This is a genomic window from Massilia paldalensis (genome assembly GCF_044901715.1).
In the GTDB taxonomy this organism is placed as follows: Bacteria; Pseudomonadota; Gammaproteobacteria; order Burkholderiales; family Burkholderiaceae_D; genus Telluria; species Telluria paldalensis.
The window spans coordinates 1,320,732-1,342,932 of the sequence record NZ_JBJCIU010000001.1; the positions used below are offsets into that span (position 1 = coordinate 1,320,732).

Annotated in this window: 22 protein-coding genes and 1 pseudogene; 12 read left to right on the forward strand and 11 right to left on the reverse strand. The window is 65.0% G+C overall.

The genetic code is table 11. The features are described 5' to 3' along the window. The first annotated feature begins 126 nt into the window (after window positions 1-126). On the forward strand, window positions 127-1,473 hold the full coding sequence (locus ACI1V7_RS05855; RefSeq protein ID WP_404530804.1) for an amidohydrolase family protein: 1,347 nt from the start codon (window positions 127-129) through the stop codon (window positions 1,471-1,473). Window positions 1,474-1,524: 51 nt separating this feature from the next. Continuing rightward, a complete protein-coding gene (locus tag ACI1V7_RS05860) occupies window positions 1,525-2,082 on the forward strand; it encodes a glutathione peroxidase (protein ID WP_404530805.1) in 558 nt (185 codons plus the stop codon). 3 nt (window positions 2,083-2,085) lie between these two features. Here the strand turns inward: ACI1V7_RS05860 and ACI1V7_RS05865 are convergent, their stop codons facing one another. Further along, window positions 2,086-2,241, reverse strand: a complete 156-nt coding sequence (locus ACI1V7_RS05865) for a hypothetical protein (protein ID WP_404530806.1) — start codon at window positions 2,239-2,241, stop codon at window positions 2,086-2,088. A 197-nt stretch (window positions 2,242-2,438) separates the two neighbouring features. Between ACI1V7_RS05865 and ACI1V7_RS05870 the strand changes: the two genes are divergently transcribed. Further along, the gene (locus ACI1V7_RS05870; protein WP_404530807.1) at window positions 2,439-3,062 is read left to right on the forward strand and encodes a lysozyme inhibitor LprI family protein; all 624 of its coding nucleotides are present in this window, start codon (window positions 2,439-2,441) and stop codon (window positions 3,060-3,062) included. Window positions 3,063-3,069: 7 nt separating this feature from the next. Here the strand turns inward: ACI1V7_RS05870 and ACI1V7_RS05875 are convergent, their stop codons facing one another. Next, the gene (locus tag ACI1V7_RS05875) at window positions 3,070-3,567 is read right to left on the reverse strand and encodes a hypothetical protein (RefSeq protein WP_404530808.1); all 498 of its coding nucleotides are present in this window, start codon (window positions 3,565-3,567) and stop codon (window positions 3,070-3,072) included. 11 nt (window positions 3,568-3,578) lie between these two features. Further along, window positions 3,579-4,130 carry a lysozyme inhibitor LprI family protein gene (locus ACI1V7_RS05880; protein WP_404530809.1) on the reverse strand — a complete coding sequence of 184 codons (552 nt, stop codon included), beginning with the start codon at window positions 4,128-4,130 and terminating at the stop codon, window positions 3,579-3,581. A 133-nt stretch (window positions 4,131-4,263) separates the two neighbouring features. Between ACI1V7_RS05880 and ACI1V7_RS05885 the strand changes: the two are divergent. Both ACI1V7_RS05885 and ACI1V7_RS05890 read left to right on the forward strand, forming a co-directional pair. Then, a pseudogene (locus ACI1V7_RS05885) lies at window positions 4,264-4,404 on the forward strand (hypothetical protein); the annotation flags it as partial. Window positions 4,405-4,639: 235 nt separating this feature from the next. Further along, on the forward strand, window positions 4,640-5,293 hold the full coding sequence (locus tag ACI1V7_RS05890; protein ID WP_404531576.1) for a hypothetical protein: 654 nt from the start codon (window positions 4,640-4,642) through the stop codon (window positions 5,291-5,293). Window positions 5,294-5,464: 171 nt separating this feature from the next. On the opposite strand, the gene ACI1V7_RS05895 is transcribed toward ACI1V7_RS05890, so the two are convergent. The 8 genes from ACI1V7_RS05895 to tssK form a co-directional block, all read right to left on the reverse strand. Beyond that, window positions 5,465-5,977: a lysozyme inhibitor LprI family protein gene (locus ACI1V7_RS05895; protein ID WP_404530810.1), complete on the reverse strand. Its 513-nt coding sequence runs from the start codon at window positions 5,975-5,977 to the stop codon at window positions 5,465-5,467. 44 nt (window positions 5,978-6,021) lie between these two features. After that, the gene (locus ACI1V7_RS05900) at window positions 6,022-6,903 is read right to left on the reverse strand and encodes an Imm71 family immunity protein (protein ID WP_404530811.1); all 882 of its coding nucleotides are present in this window, start codon (window positions 6,901-6,903) and stop codon (window positions 6,022-6,024) included. Window positions 6,904-7,153: 250 nt separating this feature from the next. Then, entirely contained in the window at window positions 7,154-7,807 is a 654-nt protein-coding gene (locus ACI1V7_RS05905; RefSeq protein WP_404530812.1) for a M949_RS01915 family surface polysaccharide biosynthesis protein, read from the reverse strand. Window positions 7,808-7,815: 8 nt separating this feature from the next. Continuing rightward, window positions 7,816-9,519: a LysM peptidoglycan-binding domain-containing protein gene (locus tag ACI1V7_RS05910; RefSeq protein ID WP_404530813.1), complete on the reverse strand. Its 1,704-nt coding sequence runs from the start codon at window positions 9,517-9,519 to the stop codon at window positions 7,816-7,818. 14 nt (window positions 9,520-9,533) lie between these two features. Next, on the reverse strand, window positions 9,534-10,094 hold the full coding sequence (locus ACI1V7_RS05915) for a hypothetical protein (RefSeq protein ID WP_404530814.1): 561 nt from the start codon (window positions 10,092-10,094) through the stop codon (window positions 9,534-9,536). Beyond that, the gene (locus ACI1V7_RS05920; protein ID WP_404530815.1) at window positions 10,091-13,096 is read right to left on the reverse strand and encodes a type VI secretion system Vgr family protein; all 3,006 of its coding nucleotides are present in this window, start codon (window positions 13,094-13,096) and stop codon (window positions 10,091-10,093) included. The genes ACI1V7_RS05915 and ACI1V7_RS05920 overlap by 4 nt, the downstream gene beginning before the upstream one ends. Beyond that, on the reverse strand, window positions 13,097-13,861 hold the full coding sequence (gene icmH, locus ACI1V7_RS05925; RefSeq protein ID WP_404530816.1) for a type IVB secretion system protein IcmH/DotU: 765 nt from the start codon (window positions 13,859-13,861) through the stop codon (window positions 13,097-13,099). Window positions 13,862-13,877: 16 nt separating this feature from the next. Beyond that, window positions 13,878-15,221 (reverse strand): type VI secretion system baseplate subunit TssK, encoded by a 1,344-nt coding sequence (gene tssK, locus ACI1V7_RS05930; RefSeq protein ID WP_404530817.1) that lies wholly within the window; start codon window positions 15,219-15,221, stop codon window positions 13,878-13,880. Window positions 15,222-15,548: 327 nt separating this feature from the next. On the opposite strand from tssK, the gene ACI1V7_RS05935 reads away from it, so the two are divergent. From ACI1V7_RS05935 to tssG, 7 genes are read left to right on the forward strand one after another with little or no spacing between them, the layout of a single operon-like run. Next, window positions 15,549-16,148, forward strand: a complete 600-nt coding sequence (locus tag ACI1V7_RS05935; RefSeq protein ID WP_404530818.1) for an outer membrane protein assembly factor BamD — start codon at window positions 15,549-15,551, stop codon at window positions 16,146-16,148. A 28-nt stretch (window positions 16,149-16,176) separates the two neighbouring features. After that, window positions 16,177-16,680, forward strand: a complete 504-nt coding sequence (tssB, locus tag ACI1V7_RS05940; protein ID WP_404530819.1) for a type VI secretion system contractile sheath small subunit — start codon at window positions 16,177-16,179, stop codon at window positions 16,678-16,680. A 2-nt stretch (window positions 16,681-16,682) separates the two neighbouring features. Beyond that, window positions 16,683-18,179 carry a type VI secretion system contractile sheath large subunit gene (tssC, locus tag ACI1V7_RS05945; RefSeq protein ID WP_404530820.1) on the forward strand — a complete coding sequence of 499 codons (1,497 nt, stop codon included), beginning with the start codon at window positions 16,683-16,685 and terminating at the stop codon, window positions 18,177-18,179. A 45-nt stretch (window positions 18,180-18,224) separates the two neighbouring features. Then, window positions 18,225-18,719, forward strand: coding sequence for an Hcp family type VI secretion system effector (locus ACI1V7_RS05950; RefSeq protein WP_404530821.1), 495 nt, complete (start codon window positions 18,225-18,227; stop codon window positions 18,717-18,719). Window positions 18,720-18,734: 15 nt separating this feature from the next. Beyond that, window positions 18,735-19,256, forward strand: coding sequence for a type VI secretion system baseplate subunit TssE (gene tssE / locus ACI1V7_RS05955; protein ID WP_404530822.1), 522 nt, complete (start codon window positions 18,735-18,737; stop codon window positions 19,254-19,256). 1 nt (window position 19,257) lies between these two features. Next, window positions 19,258-21,102 (forward strand): type VI secretion system baseplate subunit TssF, encoded by a 1,845-nt coding sequence (gene tssF / locus ACI1V7_RS05960; protein ID WP_404530823.1) that lies wholly within the window; start codon window positions 19,258-19,260, stop codon window positions 21,100-21,102. Continuing rightward, window positions 21,066-22,151, forward strand: coding sequence for a type VI secretion system baseplate subunit TssG (gene tssG / locus ACI1V7_RS05965; RefSeq protein ID WP_404530824.1), 1,086 nt, complete (start codon window positions 21,066-21,068; stop codon window positions 22,149-22,151). Before tssF ends, tssG begins: the two co-directional genes overlap by 37 nt. The last annotated feature ends 50 nt before the right edge of the window (window positions 22,152-22,201 follow it).

Sequence of the window (22,201 nt, forward strand, 5' to 3'; positions counted from 1 at the left end):
AGGGTCGTTTGGGCGCGAGGCCCCTGCAAAAGGCCGATTCTACCGCGTCGCCTCTCTGCCGTGCGCGGGCGGCGAAGGCCGCGATGCTAGTATCGGCACCGTTCCCATGTGCCCGAAGAGGTTCCGATGCCATCGCGAAGGAAGCTGCTCGCCCTGTTTTCCCTGCTGCCCCTGGCGGGCACTGGTCCCGCCGTGGCCGGGACAGGTACGGCAGCGGGTGCACGGGTCACCGTCCTGCAGGGCGGACGCATCATCGACGGCACTGGCGCCGCACCGATCGAGAACGGCAGCCTCGTCGTCAGGGGCGGCCGCATCGAGGCCGTGCAGGGGCCGGGCAGCAAGCCGCCGGACGACGCGCGTATCGTCGACGTACGCGGCAAGACGCTGATGCCGGCATTGATCGCCGGCCACGCCCACCTGGGTTTGACGAACGGCACCAGCGCCGGCGTGGGCAATATGACGGAGGCGAACGTCATGCGCCAATTGCAGAAATACATGCGCCACGGGGTCGGCACCGTGGCCGTCTTCGGCACCGACCACGACTTCATCTACACGCTGCGCGCGGCCCAGCGCAAGGGCAAGCTGGCGCTGCCGACGATCCTGACGGCGGGCCATGGCTTCGGCGTGCGCGACGGCGTGCCGCCGGTCGCGATGGGCATGGACGAGGTCTACCGGCCGACGTCGGTGGCGCAGGTACGCGAGGATGTCGCCCGTCTCGCCGCGCACAAGGTCGACCTGATCAAGATCTGGGTCGACGATGGCGGCGACGGCAGGACCAGGAAGATGGATCCGGCACTGTACGGGGAAGTAATCCGCCAGGCGCACGGGCACGGCATCAAGGTCGCCGCCCACGTCTACTACCTGGAGGATGCCAAGCGCCTGGCGCGCGACGGCGTTGACATCTTCGGCCACAGCGTGCGCGACCAGCCCGTGGACGAGGAACTGATCGCCCTCATGAAGAAGAACGGCGTTGCCTGTATCCCGACGCTGGACCTGGACGAATCGTCATTCGTGTATGAGGACCGGCCGGACTGGATGCAGCAGCCGTTCTTCCGCCAGTCGCTCGACCCGGGCGTCTGGGAATGGCTGCGCAGCCCGGCCTACAAGGTCAAGGAGCAGGCACGCAAGGACTTCGCCATGGCGCAGGCCAATGTGCGGGCGCTGCACGAGGCCGGCATCCGCGTCGGCCTGGGCACCGACTCGGGCGCCACGATCGCACGCGTCCAGGGCTTCGCCGAGCACCGCGAACTGGAATTGCTGGTGGACGCCGGATTGACCCCGATGCAGGCGCTGCAGGCGGGAACGTCCGTGAACGCGGCCATCTTCGGCATCGACCAGGAGCGCGGCGTACTGGCGCCGGGCAGGCAGGCCGACATCGTCGTGCTCGATGCCGATCCGATCGAGGACATCCGTAACACCCGCAAGATCCACGGCGTGTGGCTGCGCGGCGTGCTCGTGGCGGGCGCGCGCTGAACGCAGCCATCGCGTATACTTTTGCAGCTACCAACACCACAGGAGAACACGATGCAGAACGAAGTTGACCAGATTCCTTTTCGCCTGATGAACGGCAGCGCGTCGTCGCTGTCGGCATACCGCGGCAAGGTCGTGCTGGTGGTGAACGTGGCCTCGCAATGCGGGCTGACGCCGCAATACGAAGGCCTGGAGCGCCTGTACGAGGACAAGCGCGATGCAGGCCTCGTCGTGATCGGCTTTCCGGCGAACGATTTCGGTGCCCAGGAGCCGGGCAGTAACGAGGAGATCGCCGCGTTCTGCACGTCCAAGTTCGGCGTGGCCTTTCCGATGGCCGAGAAGCTGTCGGTGAAAGGGGATGAGCGTCATCCGCTGTACGGGGCGTTGACCCGCGCCCGGCCGCAAGCGCTGGACCCCGCCGGCGGCGCATTCCGCGCGAAGCTGGCCGGCTATGGCTTCACGTCGGAAGACCCTGCCGACGTGCTGTGGAACTTCGAAAAATTCCTGATCGGGCGCGACGGCACGGTGGTCGCGCGTTTCAATCCGGACGTCGAGCCGAACGATCCGGTGCTGGTCGAGGCGATCCAGCGCGAGCTGGACAAGCCGGCATAAACCTCAATGCTGCATCGGCCGCAGCAGTGCCGCCAGGCCCATGTCCGGGCATTGCTGGGCCGAGTGCGCGCCGGTGGGGGTAGGGACGTCGCCGTTTGCCGACACGGCGAAGAAGCCGAGTCCGGCGAGTACGATTGCCAGGAGTCCTTTGGTCAACATGATTTCCTCCAGCCGTGGTGATGCCGCCGTTGTGGAATGAAGCCGTCAATACCAGTCTAGGCCGTATGCATAGTTTGTCAACGGAGTTCGATTGCGCGCCGCACCATGCGCGATGCGCGATGCGCGAAACGGCGCGAAACGGCGCGGCAATGGGCGGCGCCTGCCGCGTGCGGTGCATGGTTGAGGGGCGGGCATCGATGAAGCGTCTTCCACTCGCCGCGTGGGTGCTTGCGGGTCTTGCGGCCACGACCGCGCAGGCCACGACGTTCGACTGCCGCAAGGCGGGAACGGCCGTCGAGAAGACCATTTGCGCCGACCCCGCCTTGTCCCGCCTGGATGAACGCCTCGGCGCCGCTTACAAGGAAGCCATGCATGCCGGCGCCGATCGTCCCGCGCTCGTGGCCAGCCAGCGCCGCTGGATCGCCGAGACGCGCGACCGCTGCCCCGACGCCGCCTGTATCGCACGCAGCTACGAGGCCCGCATCGCCTGGCTCGCCGAACGGGGCAAGGGGCATGGCGGCGCATGCCCGGTGCAGGCGGCGCAACTGCGCGGCAGCTGGATCCAGGCGGAGAACGACGACTTCGAGGAGTCCGCCATCGCGACGCTGGACGGGATCCAGTCGTTCACGTCGTGGCGCCACCACCGGCCGGAAATGGTGGGCAACTGGGTGCTGCGGGACTGCGTGCTGCACATCGACACGCATACGGACGGCAAACTGGACTTCGACTACCGCATCATCGGAGTGCGTGGCAATGTGCTACACCTCGAAAACGCGGAGACGGGCGATGCAGCGACGTACCGGCGCGAGGCGATCCGCTGAGGGATGATCAGGCGGTCGGCGCTTGCAGCTTCAGGTAGAGCAGCGTCTTGCCGGACTCCCTGCAGGTAAAGCCCGGCACGATGCGGCCGGATTCGCGCACGCGGCTGCGCACCGGGCGGCAAGACCCGCCGTCGAGGTCCAGTTTCTTGTTGCGGCTGCGCTCCATGCGCTCGCGGAACGCGGGGGACAGCCAGCGTCGTGGCGCTTCCGGCACCACGGAAGGCGGCCACCGTTCCGGTTCGTCGGCAGCGAAGGCTGCATCGTCGGCGAGGTCGAGCTCTGCGACGAGCGTCATGTAGTCGGTTGGACCGGGCACGCCGCCCGTGTATTCGGGCGTGCCGAAGATTTCCCAGCGCGCGGCCGTGACGCCATCCGGAATGGCAACGACGTGGCGCAAGCCGGCGAGATCGGTGGACGGCCCGGGGGACTCGCCGTCCAGCGAGCAGACGGTGACCAGTGCCGCGACGGAGGCGGCGACGAGAACGGCCGCCGTACGGCGGAGCATGCGGGCAGTATTCAATACGTCAGCCATCCTTCGTACTTCTTCGCATACGAAAAGCGCGACCTCGCTGCAGCGACGGGATCGGCCAGGAAGTGCGTGAGCTCAGCTGCACGGACACGCGTCAGTTTCACGACGCATCCATCCTGCTCGACACCGGCGCAAACGCCGTTGTTGCAGCCAGCACGCTCCTCCGCGTCCTCGCAGGTCTGGTCGCGCCACCTTATCCATGAACGTTGGGTTGCCCTCAGCTGTTGCGCGGCGCTGTTGGTCAGTGACCGTTGGAGTGCGGCATAGGCGTCATTGAGCCGCTTGTCTTCCCTCGCGAAATCGCGATACCGCTCGCAACGGGTGAGCGGCCCGTTTCCCAGGTCGCAGGCTTGATCTTCGGAGCGGTTTTTCAGGATGCAGTCGCGGCCAGTCTCGCATGAAGAAGCAGCCGACGACTGCAGGATGCATGCGAGAAGAACAATGAACGAAACGGTCGTTTTGGTGGACATCGCCGCGGCGGTTGGTGCGGCGACCGACGCTGCCAGCAGCGCCGCAAGCGTTTTTCCTTGCTCCGACATCCAAGTACCGATCAAAAATGTTGTGCAGGTGATATCGTAGCAGATAGGGAACTTTGCTGATGGTGTTCCGGAGGAATTGCCGATGTCTGGTTATCCAGGTAATAACGCATGCGCAACGTCGCCGTCCGAGACAATGAGACCGGACCCGGGACCTGCTACCCCGACATTGCATATTGAACTAGATAGCGGACAATACGACGTCAATCAGAAGAAACGGCGGAACTCCCTGACTGACAAAACTGCGGGTCGCTGGTGGGATGCGATGATCAAGTCGATTCGGAGTCGGGATCGACGGGAGAGGCATGTCCTTGCATCGGATGAACGAGATAGACGAGTAAGGGGGCGCAGTCTGAAATGGAAGGAATGCTCTTCTTGCTGGAGTCACGTATTAAAGAAGAAATGGCGTTTAGTAATTGCTGTGCTGGCGTCAATAGGGATCGCCCTGAAATGGGCGAAAACCGCTGACCTGACCGATCACTTTACTGTTAGATATAGAGAAAGAAACGACGATGTCGATCTCACGCCGCAGTGTCCGGGCGCATCTCGGTGCTGCGCTGTTGCTTGTCTCCGGCATGACATCCGCGGCAGAACAGCCAGCGTCTGTCGCCCCTCGTATGGCAACCTCTGCGCAGCTGACAGCGGTCGAAAAAAGCCTGGCCGGACTGCTGGCCGGACGCGAGGATTTCGCCGACGGCATGAGCGCTATCGCCTACAAACAGCACGTGGCCTGGTCCTCATCTGAGGGCGGTCGCTTGTTGGTCCCGACCTACGTCCGGTTCAAGGGGGAGAAGAGCGGATATTGCAGGCTGACGACGCTGAGCGACGATGTGCAAAGCGTCGAACTGATCAGTATTTCTGAGGAGCCGAACGCACCTGATTGCCGCGGATTCCGCACTCTGCGCTATCTGGACGTGAATGGGGATGGACAGTTGGACGTCATCTCCAGTAGTACGATCAAGTCCAACACCTTCGACGGCAACATCGAGCTTCCCGTCGTGTATGTCTCGAATGGGGAGCAGCCAGGGGGATACTGCTATTCCGGGTCAGCAAGCGCGGCCTTGGCGCCGAGCGACATGGTGTCGGACGGTAAGATCAAAGCAGCGCTCGAACGGCATCAACGGCGGCTTGGCCTCGCCGAGTTCACATGTGATCCGCGGCCTTGACACGGTCACCGCAAGTGCTCTCGCGGAAATGCGTTGCTGTGGTGGCCGGAGGGTGTGCTGGCCGGTCCGCGAGCAAGTGGACGACAACCGGGCGTCGGCTGCATCCTGCGGCCTGTAGCGCTGTGCGACATCGAGCCGAGGCGACGTCGGCCTCGATGACGTCATCGGCAATTAGTTGACGTCGCTACTCGCTTTGCTGAATCCGAAACCGGTCGCTCTGGCTTTGCCGAGATCGGCATTGAAAGCCTCCAGTTCGTCTGCTCGTCTGGCGGTAAGACCAAGGATGCAGTTATCGTGCTCGACGCCTGCGCACATCCCGTTCGTACAATTCGCCTGGATATCCTCGAGTTCGCATTGCTCATCGCGCCATCGAATCCACGCTCGCTGAGGACGTAGCAAGAGTGTCCTGTCTTTTTCACTCAGCTTGCCTGCCAGCTTCCGGTATTCGTCATTCAGTCGCGCATCTTCCTTCCTGAACTCCTTGAAATTCGAGCAGCGTGTCAAGGGCGTGTTGTCGAGGCGGCGATCCTGGTCCGCACTGCGATTGAGCAGGGCGCAGCCCTTTTCGCAGCCATTCGAAACTGGACCAGCAGCGGCGAAAGCAGCCACGCCGAATGCGAAAACCACAATCCAGGCCGCCTTGCACTTCGCGGATTTAATCGGGCGTGTCTTGTAGGGAGTCATTTCAAATGGTTACCAGCTCGTCGCGCACAGCAATATTGAAGCGCCTAGTTGTCCGCAATATCATCGAACTGATATTCCGCCTCTTCCTCCGGGATAGTGCCATCACGGTAGCGGTCGTCGCGCCACAGCAGGCGCCACGTCGTATGGAGACTGACTTCATCGTCCTCGAGATCCACATCGATCTTTGGCGCTCTGGATCCGCCATGCAGATAGTTCATCGCGCCCATGATCTTGAAAGGCGCTTGCGGTTTGGGATCTTTTTTCAACAATCCGAGCCAGGAGCGCTTGGGCGCTGCGGTCTCGATTGGTTCCCATATGCCGGAACAGGGCGTGTAACCATTCGTCCTGACGAATACGTTATCTTGTGGATCAGGAACGGCCTGCAATACCTTGGGAAAAGGAAGTGATGCCAGGTAGTTCATGGTCCAGTCATTGTAGATCGTCAGTGCTGGCTCATCCAGGTAACGCGGCTCCAGAATCTGAAAGCTACATGCTTGCCAGCACATGTGTGCACGCTGTAGCGCGGCGGTGAAATCTGGCCAGTATGGCGTATGTGCCTCATCGATGCCGTTTTCTCCCTCCTCAATTCTCGTTTTCATCTGGCTCCAGTGCGACAGAATGCGGTTTGCCATGGCAAATTCACCGTTACTGTCGAATTTGAAGACACGTTTGTCGCCCTCGCTTAAACGGCGCACGCCCTCGTCGCAATGCAGGAGGCCTTTCAGTATGAGATTGTAGTCCGATCGTGGCAGCCCGGTTTTTTCTATCCAACCTAGATCTTCGGCCCTGCGCACGCTTTTTTCGGTGATGTCAGCCCAGTTCCTGTAGTGGATCGATACGTTTCGCCAGGCGGTCAGCGAACTGATCTTCTTGAGCCAATAAAACAGCTTCTCGCGATCGTCCTGGGTAGGGGTGGCGCTGTGCATATACTTTCCAAGTACGCTGATTGAAACGACTGACGCTTTCAGGAGCGAGGTACCACTTTATCCCCACGCCTTATCGCATACACACTGAGGGTAATTACTGGCGATAGGCGTTTGGTCGATATTGCTCTGCACATCGAAACTGGTTTCTGGCGCGTGATGTGCACCCGGTTTGTAACAGCCGGCGACGGTGACGAGCAGGACCGCATAAAAAGCGATGCCTTTCCGGTCCAAGTGGCTAGCCATTGCGCTTTTATTTTCGCTTGTCGACCGACACCGCCTGCCAGATCTTGTCGAGATGCTGCTTGTACGCGGCCATGTCCGGCCGCAGCAAAGGTTTGTCGTAGGTGTGCTCGCCTCCGAACGGTTCCTGCCCGGGAAGTTCGACGCGCGACTCCCCCCGTATTGCCAGCTTGGTCGACCCGTCGCGCAAGATGACCTTGACCGTATGTGAGTCGACTCCGCCGCCGCAGAATAGTTGATACGGAATCGTTACCTCGGCGTTTCCATCCGCGTTCAAGTCCGAAAAGGCAAGGGATTTGGCAAAGAAGTCTGCGGAGGCATCGAGGCCTGGGCAGTCCACGCCGTCACGCACCGTCCATTCCTGCTTCCAGCCGCCTTGCGCTTGCGCGTAGTATGTGACCGTCAATTGGATGTTCTCGGTCCGTCCAGAGCCGGGTTTGCTGGGAGATGGCCCTGCTTTGCGGTTCAGCACCAGCACGTGGATTCCGCTCTTGTCTTTCAACCTTGCTGCAGACACCAGCGCGCCGGAAGAGGGAATGCGTTGGTGCGACAGCCAGGCGGCATCGACCGGCTCTGGCCGAATCGGGGCAGGCTCGGCGCTGCAAGCCGACGTCGTGCCGAGCAGAAGAGTCAGGGACAAAAGAAGCAGGTGGGGACGATTCATGGTCTGTATCAACGCGTCGCGTTGCCTTTCTTTTTCTTCACTGCGATGCCGAATGCAGTGTTGAGTTCGGCGGCCGTATGCTCCGCAAGGCCGCCGCCTTTCTTGATTTGCTCGAGCGCGTAGGCGTGATAGGCGAGCGGCACGAAGAAGCGCACGCCTTTGCCGAATGGCGAAAAATTGATCTGGTCCGATTGGTTGCCGCCAAGGCACACGTAGCTCGAGCCGCTTTTGGCATAGACGAAGCAGACGTGGTGCGTCCCGACGAGCAGGATGGCACCGAATACGGGTTCCGTGATTTCCACGAAATTCGCATCCAATGCCACGGCGCGGGCGCGGAACGAGTTCTTCCAGGTCGTGTATGCGGGCGTGGCGTGCTTCAGGCAGTAGTTGACGAAGGAACCGCACCAGGCATTCTCGGTGCCGGACAGCGACTTCAGGAAGCCATTGCCGTTCAGCGCATGGTAATTCGAGGTCTTGGTGATTTCGCTTTCGACCTTGCCCCCCCATTTCCTTGCCTCCGCAATGGCGACCTGCATCCACGGCGCCTGCTTCTGGTCGGGCATCAGGAGTGCGAGCGGCGCGCCTTGTCCTTCCTTGCTGCGCGTGACAGGGGCCGGTTTCGGAGGCGTGGGTGCCGGCGGCGCCGCAGAAGGCTTGGAGGACGGCTCCGGTCGCTTTCGCCCTTGCTGCACCGGCGCGGGCTTCGGCGCCGCGTTCCGCGTGGGCGCCGGCGCGCCGCTGCCATAGATGGAAATGACCTGGGCGGGATAGATCCTGGCTGCGTCCTTGATCTGTGGATTGTCGCGTCGGATCGCGGCGACCGTCGTCTTGAAGCGCTTGGCGATCGCTGCAAGGGTGTCGCCCGACTCGATCACGTAACGGATCGGCGTACGCTTCGCTTTGGGTGGCGGTGTCAGCGGTTTTTTAGGCGCGGTGGGCGCCGCGAAGACCTCGAGCGGGTTGACCAGTGCGAGCGTCTTCGACTGTGCGCCCAGCACTGCGGAATATACCTTCTTCCATTCCCCTTCCAAGGTCTTCATCATGACAGCGAGCGACATGCCTTCCTGGACATGGGCGATCGTGGGAAGGCGGCCCTGCTTGTCCGTCGTCGTCTCGTGTTCTTCGTTGCCGACCTGCACCTTCGCGGGCAGGCCGGGCTTCGGTTTGGCACCGTCCGACACGGTAATCGAGGTGGTCGGAACGACTTTCTCCCTGCGCGTATCCTTCTGGTTATGGTAGCCCTCCTTGCGCTCCATCGCGTCCATCATGCTTTCGAGCTGGGCGTCGGTCAGGTCCGCGATCTTCGTCGTGGTCGGCAAGCCGATATGGTCGGCCAAGGTCTGGGCATAAGCCACGGGATCGTTCTTGTCGCTCTTCGGCGCATAGCCGTCATGCAGTTCGCCGTTGGCATCGGGAATGCCGGCGAGCATGGTGTAGATCGTCCGCTGGTTGTACTTCCGGCGCAGCAGCAGTTTCTTTTGCTTGCGTCCTTCCTCGTAGCTGGAAAAGATCAGGAAGCTGCCGTTGGACTTCGTCTTGGCTTTGCCGATCGCGCCATACAGGAGCGCGCCGGTGCGGCCCGGACGCAGGTTTCCGGGATTGTTGAAGCGCCATGCCGCCGTGCCGCCCGTGCGGAGCAAGTGCGTGCCGTCGCCGGCCACGTAGTCGACGGTCAGCGTGTCGACGTCGTATTTTGCACTCAGATATTCCATCGCTGCGGGCTGTCCTATTTACGCGGCTGCAGCGAGGCTTCGCGGGCCAGGATCGCATCCACCGTGTCTGCCGTTTTTGGATAGGTACGCGTGAACGCCGGCTTGAACGCATAGGGCGGATCATCCGGATGGTCATCGCCAGCTTGCGTGAATTTGTACCAGGTAACGAAGATGTCGCCCTTGTCCACGTAGCTCTTGTTCCGCTCCACGCGCTTGTCGGCGACGACGAAGTAGATACCGTCCTGGCGCGCCGCCACGATGCCGTCCGCAAGCGTGGTTTCACCGCCTACGGCGCTATTCCACGTAAATTGCGGCAGCTTGTTCTTGTCCGGAACCGGCACCTGGTTCCATGCGTCGTCATTCGCTTCCTTGAAGTAAAAGGAATACGCACGGCGGAACGTGGTGGTGTCCTGGTAGGTGCCGGCGACGAGCATCAGCTTTCCCGTTCCTGCCGTCCATTGGTGCAAGCCCTGCTTGAGCGGGTAGGTCTCGGCCGGGGCGGCCATCACGAGCGCGTGGCCTGCCAGCAGCGCGACCGAGCAAGCCAGGGCGGCAGCCAGTTTTTTCCAACTCATTCTTCGTGTTCTCCCATATTGGCGCCGACGAGCAGCGCAATCATGTCCTTCGACAGGTGGACATCCTCGTCATCGTCGTCCGTCGGCTGGTAGCGCATGTCATCTCCCGCTTCGGCCGCCTCGACCTGCGGATCCGCATCCCGTTCGATCGCGGGAGCGCCTGCCGGCGCATTCGGCGACTCGTCCCAGCGTTCGTCGCCGATCTGCAGCGTCAGCGCGTCGGCATCGGGAACGTCGATCCTCGGCAGGCGGCCGTCGTCGCCGACGGTTCCCTGGGCACGCACGGCCCCCAGCTTGTCGACGATGCGGAAGGGCTGCATGGCAAAGCCCGACAGGCCGGCCAACTCGTCGGCGCCGGCGAACGCGAAACGCAGGCTGTGCGGTCCCGCGTTGGAGACGAACGGCGGCGGCATGTGCTGCAGCTGGTCCGGCAGCGGCGCGAGGTGCGCGCTGGCCTCCGCGCCCCCGTCAAACACGTGCTGCGCCCCCTTTACCGTAAACTCTCCCGGGCACGCAAACGTGATATCCCCGCCATCCAGCGTGATCGATGCCTGCCCCGCCTGCAGCACGATCTTCTTGCTCGCCTTCACCTCGATCGCATCCGACACGGAAATCACGGTCACCGACTGATCGGCCAGGATTTCCAGCTGGTCCGTATGCGCCTGCAGCGACACCGGGCCGTTGGCGGCAATCGCCTGGATCCCGCCCGCATGGCTGAAGAACGACGCTGCGTTCGCCGCCACCGACGACACCGTCGCGCCGGCCGCCATGTGCACGTCGCCCTGTGTCGTCCACTGCAGCTGCCGGCCCGCGAACAGCACGGTCGATGCCGGCGTCGCCCAGTTCAGCGTCGACGGCGTGTCCAGCGCCACCAGCGGCGCACCGAGCTTTTCCACGGGCCTGGACGTGTCCAGCGCGCGTGATCCCGGCTGCGGCTTCGATGCCTGCTGGCCGTTGACGGCGCCCTCGTACTTGCCTTTCGCGGCAGGATCGAGCAGGTCGGCCATGTCCGCCTGCGCCTGCAGCGCCTCCTTGCTCGACAGCGCATGCTGCTGCGTCGCCGCATCCGTGATCGTCGCGGCCAAATCGTGCCCGGCGCGCAGCGCCTGCGGCGCCTCTGCCGAGTCCATCTGCGTCGATACGCCGTTGCTGCGCGCCGTCGTCGTCAGCAGTACGCCTTCGCCGCCGCGCACGACGGCCCAGGCATCCGTGCGCAGTTCGAAGCCGCTGCCGCGCCACGCGCCGCGTTGGGCGGCGCCGGGAGACTGCTGCACCAGGTAGCCCAGGTTCAGCTGCGTGGCGGCCGTACTGGTCGCGAGGCGCATGCGCACCTGGCCCGGCGTGTCGTCGAGCTGCCACTGGTTCCAGCCGCCACCGTCGAACGCATTGCTGTGGATGCCGGACAGCGTGCCGGCGTGGTTCGCGCCCGAGTCGACGCCGGCCGAGAACGGCGGCATGTCGCTGCCCGTGTAGAGCTGGGCGACGACGAGGGGGCGGTCGATGTCGCCTTCGATGAAGTCGACCAGCACTTCGGTGCCGATGCGCGGCGTGAACTGCGAGCCCCAATTGGGACCTGCCAGCGCTTCGGCCACGCGTACCCAGGTGCCGGAACGTTCGTCGCCGGGGGCGTTGCCGGCCTCGTCGGTGTCGTGGGCGCTCCCGCCCGCGTTCGGCGCCTGGCCGCGCTGCCAGGCGAACTGGATCTTGACCTGGTGGTCGCGGTTGGTGGTGGCGACGGCATCCGCCAGGCCGACGACGAGCGCCGTCTGCGGTCCCGGTGCGGTAACGGGCGAGGGCGCGGCGACGGCGCGCGGCACGATGGCGACCGTGTCGCGCACGCAGGCGAAGCGGTTGCGGTAGGTGCCGTTCTCCACGCCGTCGCGGCTGCCCTTGATCTGTGCGCTGAAATTGTTGCGGGCGTCATGTTCCGCCCACAGCACGACGAAGCCATTGTCGCCCTCGGGGTAGCGCTCGTGCTGCGTCAGGCGGAAGGCGTGGCCCGCCGCCAGCCGGCGCACGGCGCCGGCCCCTTCGAACAGCTTGTTGTCCAGTTCCAGCGCCTGCAGCATCAGGCGGCTGTGCGGATCGGCGGCGCCGCCGTGCGCCGCGCTGCTGGCGACGCGTTCGCCGCTGCCGTCGTAGACCGCCAGCGGCGGCAGCTCGCCCACGTCCAGGCTCGTCTGCTGCTCGGCGGACGGCGCCAGCAATTGCGCGGGATCCCAGCTGCCGATGCTGACGGCATTGGCCTGGATGCGGCGGCGCGCGCCGAAGCGGTCGACGGCGTCGTCGGTGTCGGTGGCGCGCATGCCGTGGAAGCGCAGGTCGGCGCCGCCGGCCGTCTCGGGCGCGCGCGCCTGGCTGTCGAAGATGACCAGCTTGTGGCGTGCCTGGCCGTCCTGGGGGCTGTCGTCCGCCCCGTCGTGTTCGAAGCGCCACGACAAGCCTTCGGATGCGAGGATGCGGGCGAGGAAATCGAGGTCGCTTTCGCGGTACTGGGTGCAGACGGCGCGCGGCGCCAGTTCCTGCGTCACGTCGAATTCGAAGCGCACCTGCGGGTAGTCGGACAGCAGTTCGGTGGCGATCTCGCGCACGTCCTTGTCCTGGAAGATGTAGCTGTCGCGGCGCAGGCGCAGCAGGGCGAGCGCCGGTTCGAGGCGCAGGCGGTAGCGCGCCACGCCGCCATCCGCGCCGAGCCAGGCGGCCTGCGTGCACAGGCCGTGCCAGGCGCGCCGGCTGCCGTCCGGCTGCAGCAGCGCGACGGTCAGTTCCTCGCCGATGAATGCGTCCAGGTCGAGGTCCGTCGAAGGACTGAGCGCATCGACGTCGAAGGCATACAGCTCGTTGACGCCTTCGCGGCCGCTGAAGCGTTCCGCCATCAGCGCTTCGGGCAGCGCGCCGTCCTGCGCGCTGGCCAGCGTGAGCAGGCGCGCGTGTTGCGACAGGCCGGTGCCGAACAACGCCGACAGCGGCGGGATGGCAGACGCGTCGAGCGGCAGATCCATTTACGGCAGGGTGATCGTCAGGTTGGCCTGGCGCGGCGCCATCTTGACGACGTCGCTGTAGGCGTTCATGCGTTCTTCACTGGTATGGCCGAGCGAGGTGCGCAGGCCGATGTAGCCCAGCACGCAGATCAGGCCGAACACCGAATACAGCGCCCACATCGGCAGGTCGCTGCGCAGCTTGTGGGCGATCTGGTCGGGGCGTTCCGCATGCGGCGCGAAGCCGCCGCGCTTGCCCTTCATGTGCGCGATCTCGTCGCCCAGGCGCGAGGTCAGGTAGTTCAGTTTTTCCGTGCCTTCGATGATGTAGCGGCCCTGGAAGCCGAGCAGCAGGCACATATGGAATACCTCGAGCGCCTGTACGTGGGCGCTGCCGCGCGCGCGCAGCTGCTCCAGGCGGTTGAAGAAATTCTCGCCCGCGAGCTGGTCGCCGAACAGCTGCAGCTGCAGCGGCTTGCGTTCCCAGGCGTCGCGGATGGGGAAGGGTGAGCGCAGGATGATCTCGTCGACGGCGGCGCAGAACGCGTATTTTGCCGCGTCCACGTCGTCCGGCGACGCGTTGTGCTTGCGCGCGTTACGGCCGAAGTCGTCGAGGAATTGCGTCATCTTGCGGGCGAACGCGGCGTCGTCCTGCGGACGGTTGCCGTTCTTGAGCATGAACAGCGCGTAGAAGCCGTCGTACATCAGGTCGAGCAGCGTCTGCGGCGTGGTCGGCGCCGCCATCGGTGCGGCGTTGCCCATCAGGGAAGGTGCGGTCGTGGTACTCATGGATATCTTCCTTGCTTCAGGATGTCACTGCCACCAGGTCCATCTGGGCATCGGACATGCTGCCCGGGACATAGATCGAAATCGACTGCGCCTGCAGCATGCGCTCGTACATCTGGCCCTTGGCCTCGATGGCGAAGTAGACGGCGTCCGGGCGCACGGGCACGGCGGCCGGCACCTGGGGCGCGTGCACGAGGCGTACGCCCGGCATCGCCGACAGCACGAATTTCTCGACGTCGTCCGGTGCGCCGATCTTGAAGCGCAGCGGCACCACGTCCACCAGCTCGCTGGCCGGCATGCCGCTCGAGACGGCCAGGAAGAACGTGGTCTTGTCGTCGATCTTCTGCGAATCCAGCATGCCGTGCCAGTACGAGGGCTTCACCTCGCGCAGCGCGATCGCGAAATACTTCGCCGAGATCACGGTGTCCAGCAGCTCGCGGATGATCTGGTGCAGCGTGGCGAACGCGGGGCCCGGATCCTGGTGCTGGTAGGGCGGCAGGTCGGCCAGCGTCCAGCTCTTGGAGAACGTCATCAGGCTGCCCGCCAGCGACAGCAGCTGTTCGTACAGGCGTTCCGGATGCAGCGACGGGTGATGGAAGTAGTGCGACAGCGACGCGCACGCCGTGCTGGCCGTGTGAAGCAGCCAGAACGAGGACATGTCGCCGGAGCGGAATTCGATCACGTGCTTGCTCGGTTCGCGGTGGTGGCCGTACAGCGCGCTCACCTTGGCCTGCAGCGCGTCGAGCAGGCGGCGCAGCTGCAGGAACAGCTGGGGTGCGCTCTTGATCGTCAGGCTGGGCGGGACGAAGCCGGCGTCCAGCTCGAAGCCACCCGTGGCCGCGCGGCGCAGGCGCAGCAGCGGGAAGTGGACGTAGGCGTCGAGCGGTTCCGCATCCGACACCAGGCGCACCGTCTTGCGCAGATAGGAAAGCTGGGCGCCGGCCGCCTGCGTGTACAGGTCCGGGGTCTCGCGTTCGAGCTGGCGGAAGCGCACGGCGTTGCCGGCGTCGCCGCCCTGGCCGCCGAAGTTGCCGCCGAAGGGCTTGAAGCCGGGCAGGGCGACGTGGTAGGTCACCGCCTGTACCGACTGCGGCAGCTGGCTGAGGTCGACCGTTTCCGGCAGCTCGTCGCCGCCGGGGGCCGAATACAGCTCGCCATCCTGGAAGCGCAGCGACAGTTCGAGCAGGCGCAGCGCATTGTTGGCCAGCGCGTCGCGGTCGACCTGGAGCGCGCCGACGCCCCACGCGTACGGGTGCAGCAGGCCGGCGGTACGGTGCAGGCGCTCCTCGTGGTACTGGTCCTGTTGCTGGAAATGCTGGGGACGGAGGAACAAGCCCTCGCCCCAAAGAATCTTGCCGCTCATGCTATGCGCATCCTTGCTGCTGTCGATGAAAGTGGCTGAACAGTAACATTTCTTTGTCTATTGCTGCGCCCGATTGAAGACACAAAATTTCCTCGGTGCAAAGAAGTGAATATTCACCTTTCCATTGCGACCGCCACGCCAGAAATGCTGGATTGGCGGGGACGATGTGAGAATGTGTGAGAATTTGATGTCCCATGATTCCCGCGCACGATTGAAAATAAATTGAGCGACGTCAATAAAATGCCTCTGGTATTATGCCTCTCGTTTTACAAAATTACCAATAAAGCATCGTATATTCATCGTTGTGAGGGAAGCATGACCGCTGCAATGCCATTCGGACGCATTGGCCGAACCACCCGCCTCCTTGGCGCCATCGCCTGCGCGATCGCGCTCTCCGCCTGCAGCACGACGCAACCGGTCGTCGCGCAGAAGCCTGCCGTGCCGTCGATGGACGACATGCTGGCCAAGGCCAGCCAGGCCAGCAGCGCCGGCCAGAAGGAGCAGGCCGTCGCGTTGTGGAAGGAAGCCGCGGCCGCGTACCCGGCGGACAAGACTCCATGGGCCAATATCGCCCAGACGCGCTACGACGCCGGCCAGTACGGCGACGCGATCACGAGCGCCCAGGAAGTGCTGGTGCGCGACCCCAACGACCGCCTGGCCAACAGCATCATCGCGATCAGCGGCCTGCGCCTGTCGACCCGCGCGCTGGCCGACCTGTCGCGCCAGAACAACCTGTCCGGCTCGATCCGCACCGAGTCGCAGGACCTGGCCAAGCTGCTGCGCGAAAGCCTCGGCGAACAGGTGCTGGTGCCGCCGGCCACGCCGCCGGCGCCGCCGCAGAAGTCCGTCGCGACCAAGGGCCGCAAGGCCAAGGCCAAGGCCGACGACGGCGGCGGCAGCGCCAACCCGTTCGGCGCGCTCAAGTAAATCCGAATCAACCCAGCAGGGGAATGCCATGTCCAGAAATTCGAGTGTGCAAAAGAAGCTGCAGAAGATCCGCCCGCCGCGCGTGCAGATGACGTACGACGTCGAGATCGGCGATGCGATCGAAAACAAGGAACTGCCGCTGGTCGTCGGCGTCGTCGGCGACTTCGGCGGTAACTCGGAAGTACCGCAGAAGCGCCTGAAGGAGCGCAGCTTCGTCGGCATCGACCGCGACAACTTCGACGAGGTGATGAAGGGCGTCGAGCCGCGCGCCGCGTTCCGCGTGCCGAACGAGCTGTCGGACGAGGGTGGCCAGTTCGCCGTCGACCTGAAATTCCGCTCGATGGACGACTTCCGCCCCGAAGCCGTCGTGCAGCAGGTCGAACCCCTGAAGAAGCTGCTGGAGGCGCGCACCAAGCTGGCCGACCTGCGCAACAAGCTGGCCGGCAACGACAAGCTGGAAGACCTGCTCAACGACGTGTTGAACAGCACCGAGAAAATGGCCGAACTGGGCCGCCAGAATCCGAAGGAATGACCATGTCCGCGCAATCGAATGCCGCCGGCGCGGCGGATACCGCAGCCGCCCCGGCCCTGGAAGCCGACCTGCTGGACCAGATCGTCGAGCAGAGCAAGGTCGCCAAGTCGGACGCCGAACATGCCCGCGCCAAGGACCTGATCGGGGAACTGGTCAGCCAGGTCATGGAAGGCACGGTCGTCGTGTCCGACAATCTGGCCGCCACGATCGATGCCCGCGTCGCCGAACTGGACCGCCTGATCTCGGCGCAGCTGTCGGCCGTGATGCACGCGCCCGAATTCCAGAAGCTGGAAAGCAGCTGGACGGGCCTGAACTACCTGGTGCGCAACACGGCGACGGGCCAGAACCTGAAGGTCAAGATGCTCAACGCGACCAAGCGCGAACTGGTGAAGGACTTCCAGAGCGCGATCGAGTTCGACCAGAGCACCATGTTCCGCAAGGTCTACGAAGAGGAATTCGGCACCTTCGGCGGCGCCCCGTTCGGCGCGCTGCTGGGCGACTTCGAGATCACCCGCCAGCCCGAGGACATGTACTTCATCGAGCAGATGTCGCACGTGGCCGCGGCCGCGCACGCGCCGTTCATCTCGGCCGCCTCGCCGGAGCTGTTCGGCCTGGAGACGTACGCCGACCTGGGCAAGCCGCGCGACCTGTCGAAGGTGTTCGACACCGTCGAATACGCCAAGTGGAAATCGTTCCGCGAATCGGAAGATTCGCGCTACGTCGGCCTGACGCTGCCGCGCTTCCTGGGCCGCCTGCCGTACAACCCGGCCGACGGCGCCACCACCGAGGGCTTCAATTTCGTCGAGGACGTCGACGGTACCGACCACCACAAATACCTGTGGTGCAACGCCGCCTACGCGTTCGGCACCAAGCTGACGGCCGCCTTCGAGGACTACGGCTGGTGCGCGGCGATCCGCGGCGTGGAGGGCGGCGGCCTGGTCGAAGACCTGCCGACTCACACCTTCAAGACCGACGAAGGCGAAGTGGCGCTCAAGTGCCCGACCGAGATCGCGATCACGGACCGCCGCGAGAAGGAATTGTCGGACCTGGGCTTCATCTCGCTCGTCCACTGCAAGAACACGGACTACGCGGCGTTCTTCGGCGCCCAGTCGGCGCAGAAGGCGCGCAAGTACAACAGCGACGCGGCCAACGCGAACGCCGTGCTGTCGGCGCAGCTGCAGTACATCTTCGCCGTCTCGCGCATCGCCCACTACATGAAGGCCATGATGCGCGACAAGATCGGCAGCTTCGCGGCGGCCTCGAACGTCGAAGACTTCCTGAATCGCTGGCTGACCCAGTACGTGCTGCTGGACGATAACGCGAGCCAGGAGCAGAAGGCGCAGTTCCCGCTGCGCGAGGCGAGCGTGCAGGTATCGGAAGTGCCGGGCCGTCCGGGCGTGTACCGCGCGGTGTCGTTCCTGCGCCCGCATTTCCAGCTCGACGAGCTGTCGGTTTCCCTCCGCCTCGTGGCGGAACTCCCGGCATCGACCAAAACCTGATGCGTTCTTCGTAGTCATCCACCACACTGAAAGGAAGAGAACAACATGGCAATCGACGTCTACCTCCAAATCGACGGCATCAAGGGCGAGTCCGCCGATACCGCCCACAAGGACTGGATCGAGGTGAAGAGCGTCCAGTGGGAAGTGCTCCAGCCGAAGTCGGCCACCGCGTCGACCGGCGGCGGCCACACCGCCGAGCGCACCGAGCACAAGGACATCGTCGTGTCCAAGCTGGCCGACCTGGCCACCCCGATCCTGCTGCAGACCTGCTCGTCGGGCAAGACCATCCCGAAGGCGAAGTTCGAGTTCCTGCGCGCCGACGGCCAGGGCGAGCGCGTCAAGTACTTCGAGATCGAGCTGGAAAACGTCCTGATCAGCAGCGTGTCGCCGTCGGTCGAACCGGGCAACATCCTGACCGAGGACGTGGCGCTGAAGTACTCCAAGGTCAAGTGGAAGTACACCCAGCAGAAGGTCGGCGGCGGTTCGGGCGGTAACACCTCGGGCGGATGGGACCTGTCGGCCAACAAGATCGCTGCCTGATAGACGGACGGCACGATGCCTGCCAAGGGATTCACGCCGGGGCTGTTCGACCGGCTGATGGAGCGCTCGGGCCACGGGGTTGGTAACAGCGGGTCTAGCGCGGGCCCGGCAGGCACGGTGCCGCGCGTGTCGCTCGAGGAAATGAAGGACTCGGTGGCGCGCGACCTGGAAGCGCTGCTGAACACGCGCACCGTGGTGCCGGAAGAGACCTTCCGCCGCTTCCCCGAGTGCGCGCGCTCGATCGTCACGTACGGCCTGCACGATTTCGCCGGCCTGTCGCTGTCGAGCACCGACGACCGCGCCTTCATCTGCCGCAGCCTGGAGCAGGCCATCGCGCGCCACGAGCCGCGCCTGCGCAACGTCCAGGCCCGGCTCGAATTGCGCGACGACGCGGTCAATCGCCTGAATTTCGCCATCACGGCGCTGATGGTCGTGAGCGCGGCGCACGAACCCGTCAATTTCGACGCCGTCCTCCAGCCCTCCAGCCTGCAATACACGATCAGCAAGGCGCGCCGTCCGGCGCAGCCAGGAGCCTAGGTTGGACCAGTTACTACCGTATTACGAGCAGGAGCTCGGCTTCCTGCGCCGCCACGCGCGCGAATTTTCCGAGCGCTATCCCAAGATCGCCGGCAAGCTCCTGATCGGCGGCGAGGTGTGCGAAGACCCGCACATCGAACGCATGATCGAGTCGTTCGCGCTGCTGAACTCGCGCATCGCAAAGCGTCTCGACGACGATTACCCCGAATTCACCGAAGCGCTGTTCGAGGTGCTGTACCCGCACTACCTGCGGCCGTTTCCCTCGTGCTCGATCGCGCGCATGGACTTCGGCGGCGCGGCCGCCCAGATGACGGCGGCCGCCGAGATCCCGCGCGGCACGCAGCTGACCACGCGTCCCGTGCGCGGCGCTGCCTGCACCTTCCGCACCGCCTACCCGGTCACGGTGGCGCCGCTGGCGCTGTCGGGCGCGCGCTTCGACCCCATCATCGACGCGCCCGACGCCGTGCGCGCACCCCCGCAGGCCACCTCGTCGATCTCGATCACGCTGTCCGCCACCGCGGCCCAGGTGACGATCGCCCAGCTCAAGCTGCCGGCGCTGCGCGTGTTCATCGACGGCGAACCGTCGTTCTGCGCGGCGCTGCGGGACGCGCTGTTCATGCGCGGCGTCTGCGCGTATGCGGAGGCCGACGGCAACGGCCGCTGGCTGGCGCTCCCCGCGATTCCCGTCAAGCCGGCCGGCTTCGGCGAGGAGGAGTCGCTGATCGACTTCTCGGCCCGCTCGCACACGGCCTACCGTTTGCTGACCGAGTACTTCTGCTTCCCGGAGAAGTTCAACTTCTTCGACATCGACCTGGAGGCGCTTGCGAAGGTACTGCCGGCCGGCGCGCGCACGATCACGCTGCACCTGGCGCTGTCCGGCCTGCGCACGGATTCGAACACGGCGCGCATGCTCGGCACACTGTCGGCCAACAACCTGCTGCTGGGCTGCACGCCGGTCGTGAACCTGTTCCGCCAGCGGGGCGAGCCGATCCGCCTGACGCACACGACGGCCAGCTATCCCGTGCTGGCCGACGCGCGCCGTGCGTACGCCTTCGAGGTGCAGTCGATCGACGCCGTACGCCTGCTGCGCCAGACCCCGCAGGGCGAATCGCTCGTCGAGTTCCGGCCCTTCTATTCGCTGCGCCACGGCCAGGCGCCCGAGAAGAGCGGGCATTACTGGATCGTGCGGCGCGACGGGGCGCTGGCCGAACGCAGCCCCGGCTTCGAGACCCAGATCTCGCTGGTCGACATCGATTTCGACCCGGCCGAGGTGGAAACGGATACCCTGAGCCTGGAGCTGACGTGCACCAACCGCGACCTGCCGGCGCAGCTGTCCTACGGCGTGCGCGGCGGCGACCTGTTCCTGGAGGGAGGATCGAGCGTGCGTTCCATCGCCTTCCTCAGGAAGCCGACTCCGTCGTACCGCTTCGAGCGCGGCCGCGGCGCCCACTGGCGTCTGATCTCGCACCTGTCGCTGAACCACCTGTCGCTGTCGGACGGCGGCGTCGATGCGTTCCGCGAGATGCTGGCCCTGTACGACCTGCCGCGCTCGCCGTCGTCGCAGCGCCAGATCGGCGGCATCGTCGCGGTGGCGCACCGGGCGGCGACGACCTGGATGGCGGGGAACCCGTTCGCCTGCATGGTGCGCGGCATCGAGGTACGCCTGACGATCGACGAGGAAGCCTTCGTCGGCAGCGGCATCGACGCGTTCGCCCACATCGTCGAGCGCTTCCTGGGCCTGTACGTCCATGCCAACAGCTTCACCCAGCTGGTGATCGTATCGAACAAGACCGGAGGAGAGCTGCTGCGATGCCAGCCCCGAAGCGGCGATTTGAGCCTGCTGTAATCGAGCGCCTGTTCGCCGCGCCGTACCGCTTCCAGTATTTCCAGGCGGTGCGGATGATCGAACTATGGCTGCGCCGCCGCGGCCGTTCGGAAGAGGGCGCGCTCGCGAACTTCCTGCGCTTCCAGAATTCGACCTCGCTGTCCTTCCCGGCCAGCGAGATCGAGGCGCTGCAGCCGGAACCGCGCGCCGTCGCGCCGGACCGTGCCGCGCTGGCCGAGGCGCTGCAGTCGCAGGAGCTGAAGTACGTGCGCCTGACGCCGACCTTCATGGGCCTGCTGGGCAGCAGCGGCGCGCTGCCGGCGCACTACACGGAACGCATCGCGGCGCACGTGCTGTACGAGCGCGACGAGGGGCCGCGCGCCTTCCTGGACACGTTCTCGAACCGTACGCTGGCGCTGTTCTACGAAGCCTGGCGCAAGTACCGGCTCGAGCTGAAATACCACGGCGTGGCGCGCAAGGACGGCTTCCTGCCGCTACTGCTGTCGCTGGCCGGCATGGGCCACGAGTCGCTGCGCCGGCGCCTGTCCGACCACGGCGAGGGCGTGCTGGACGAATCCGTCGCGTATTTCGCGACGGCGATGCGCCAGCGCCCCGCGTCGAGCGTGCAGATCGCCCGCGTTTTGTCCGAATACTTCGGCCAGCCCGTGCGCGCCGAGCAGTTCGTCGGACGGTGGTACGACGTTCCCGCCGCGCAGCAGACGGCGCTGGGCATGGGCAATGCCATGCTGGGCGCCGGCGCGCTGGCGGGCACGCGCGTGTGGCAGCGCGACCTGCGCCTGCGCCTGGTCATCGGCCCGCTCGACCTCGCGGCCTACGAATCCTTCCTGCCCGGCGGGCGGGCGGCGCGCGCGCTGGCGAGCATGCTGACGATGTTCACGGGCCTGTCGCTCGAATACGAGGTGCAGCTGGTGCTGCGCGCCGCCGATGTGCGCGGCGTGACGCTCGGGGCGCCGGGCGCCGGTGGCCGCCTGGGCTGGGACGGTTTCATGGTCGACGGACCGCAGCAGCAGGACCGCGCCGACGTGCGCTACGAGATCCACGCCGCCTGAGCGGCGATTCTAGAGTTTCGCGCCGCGCCTGCGGCGATTCCACAACTGGA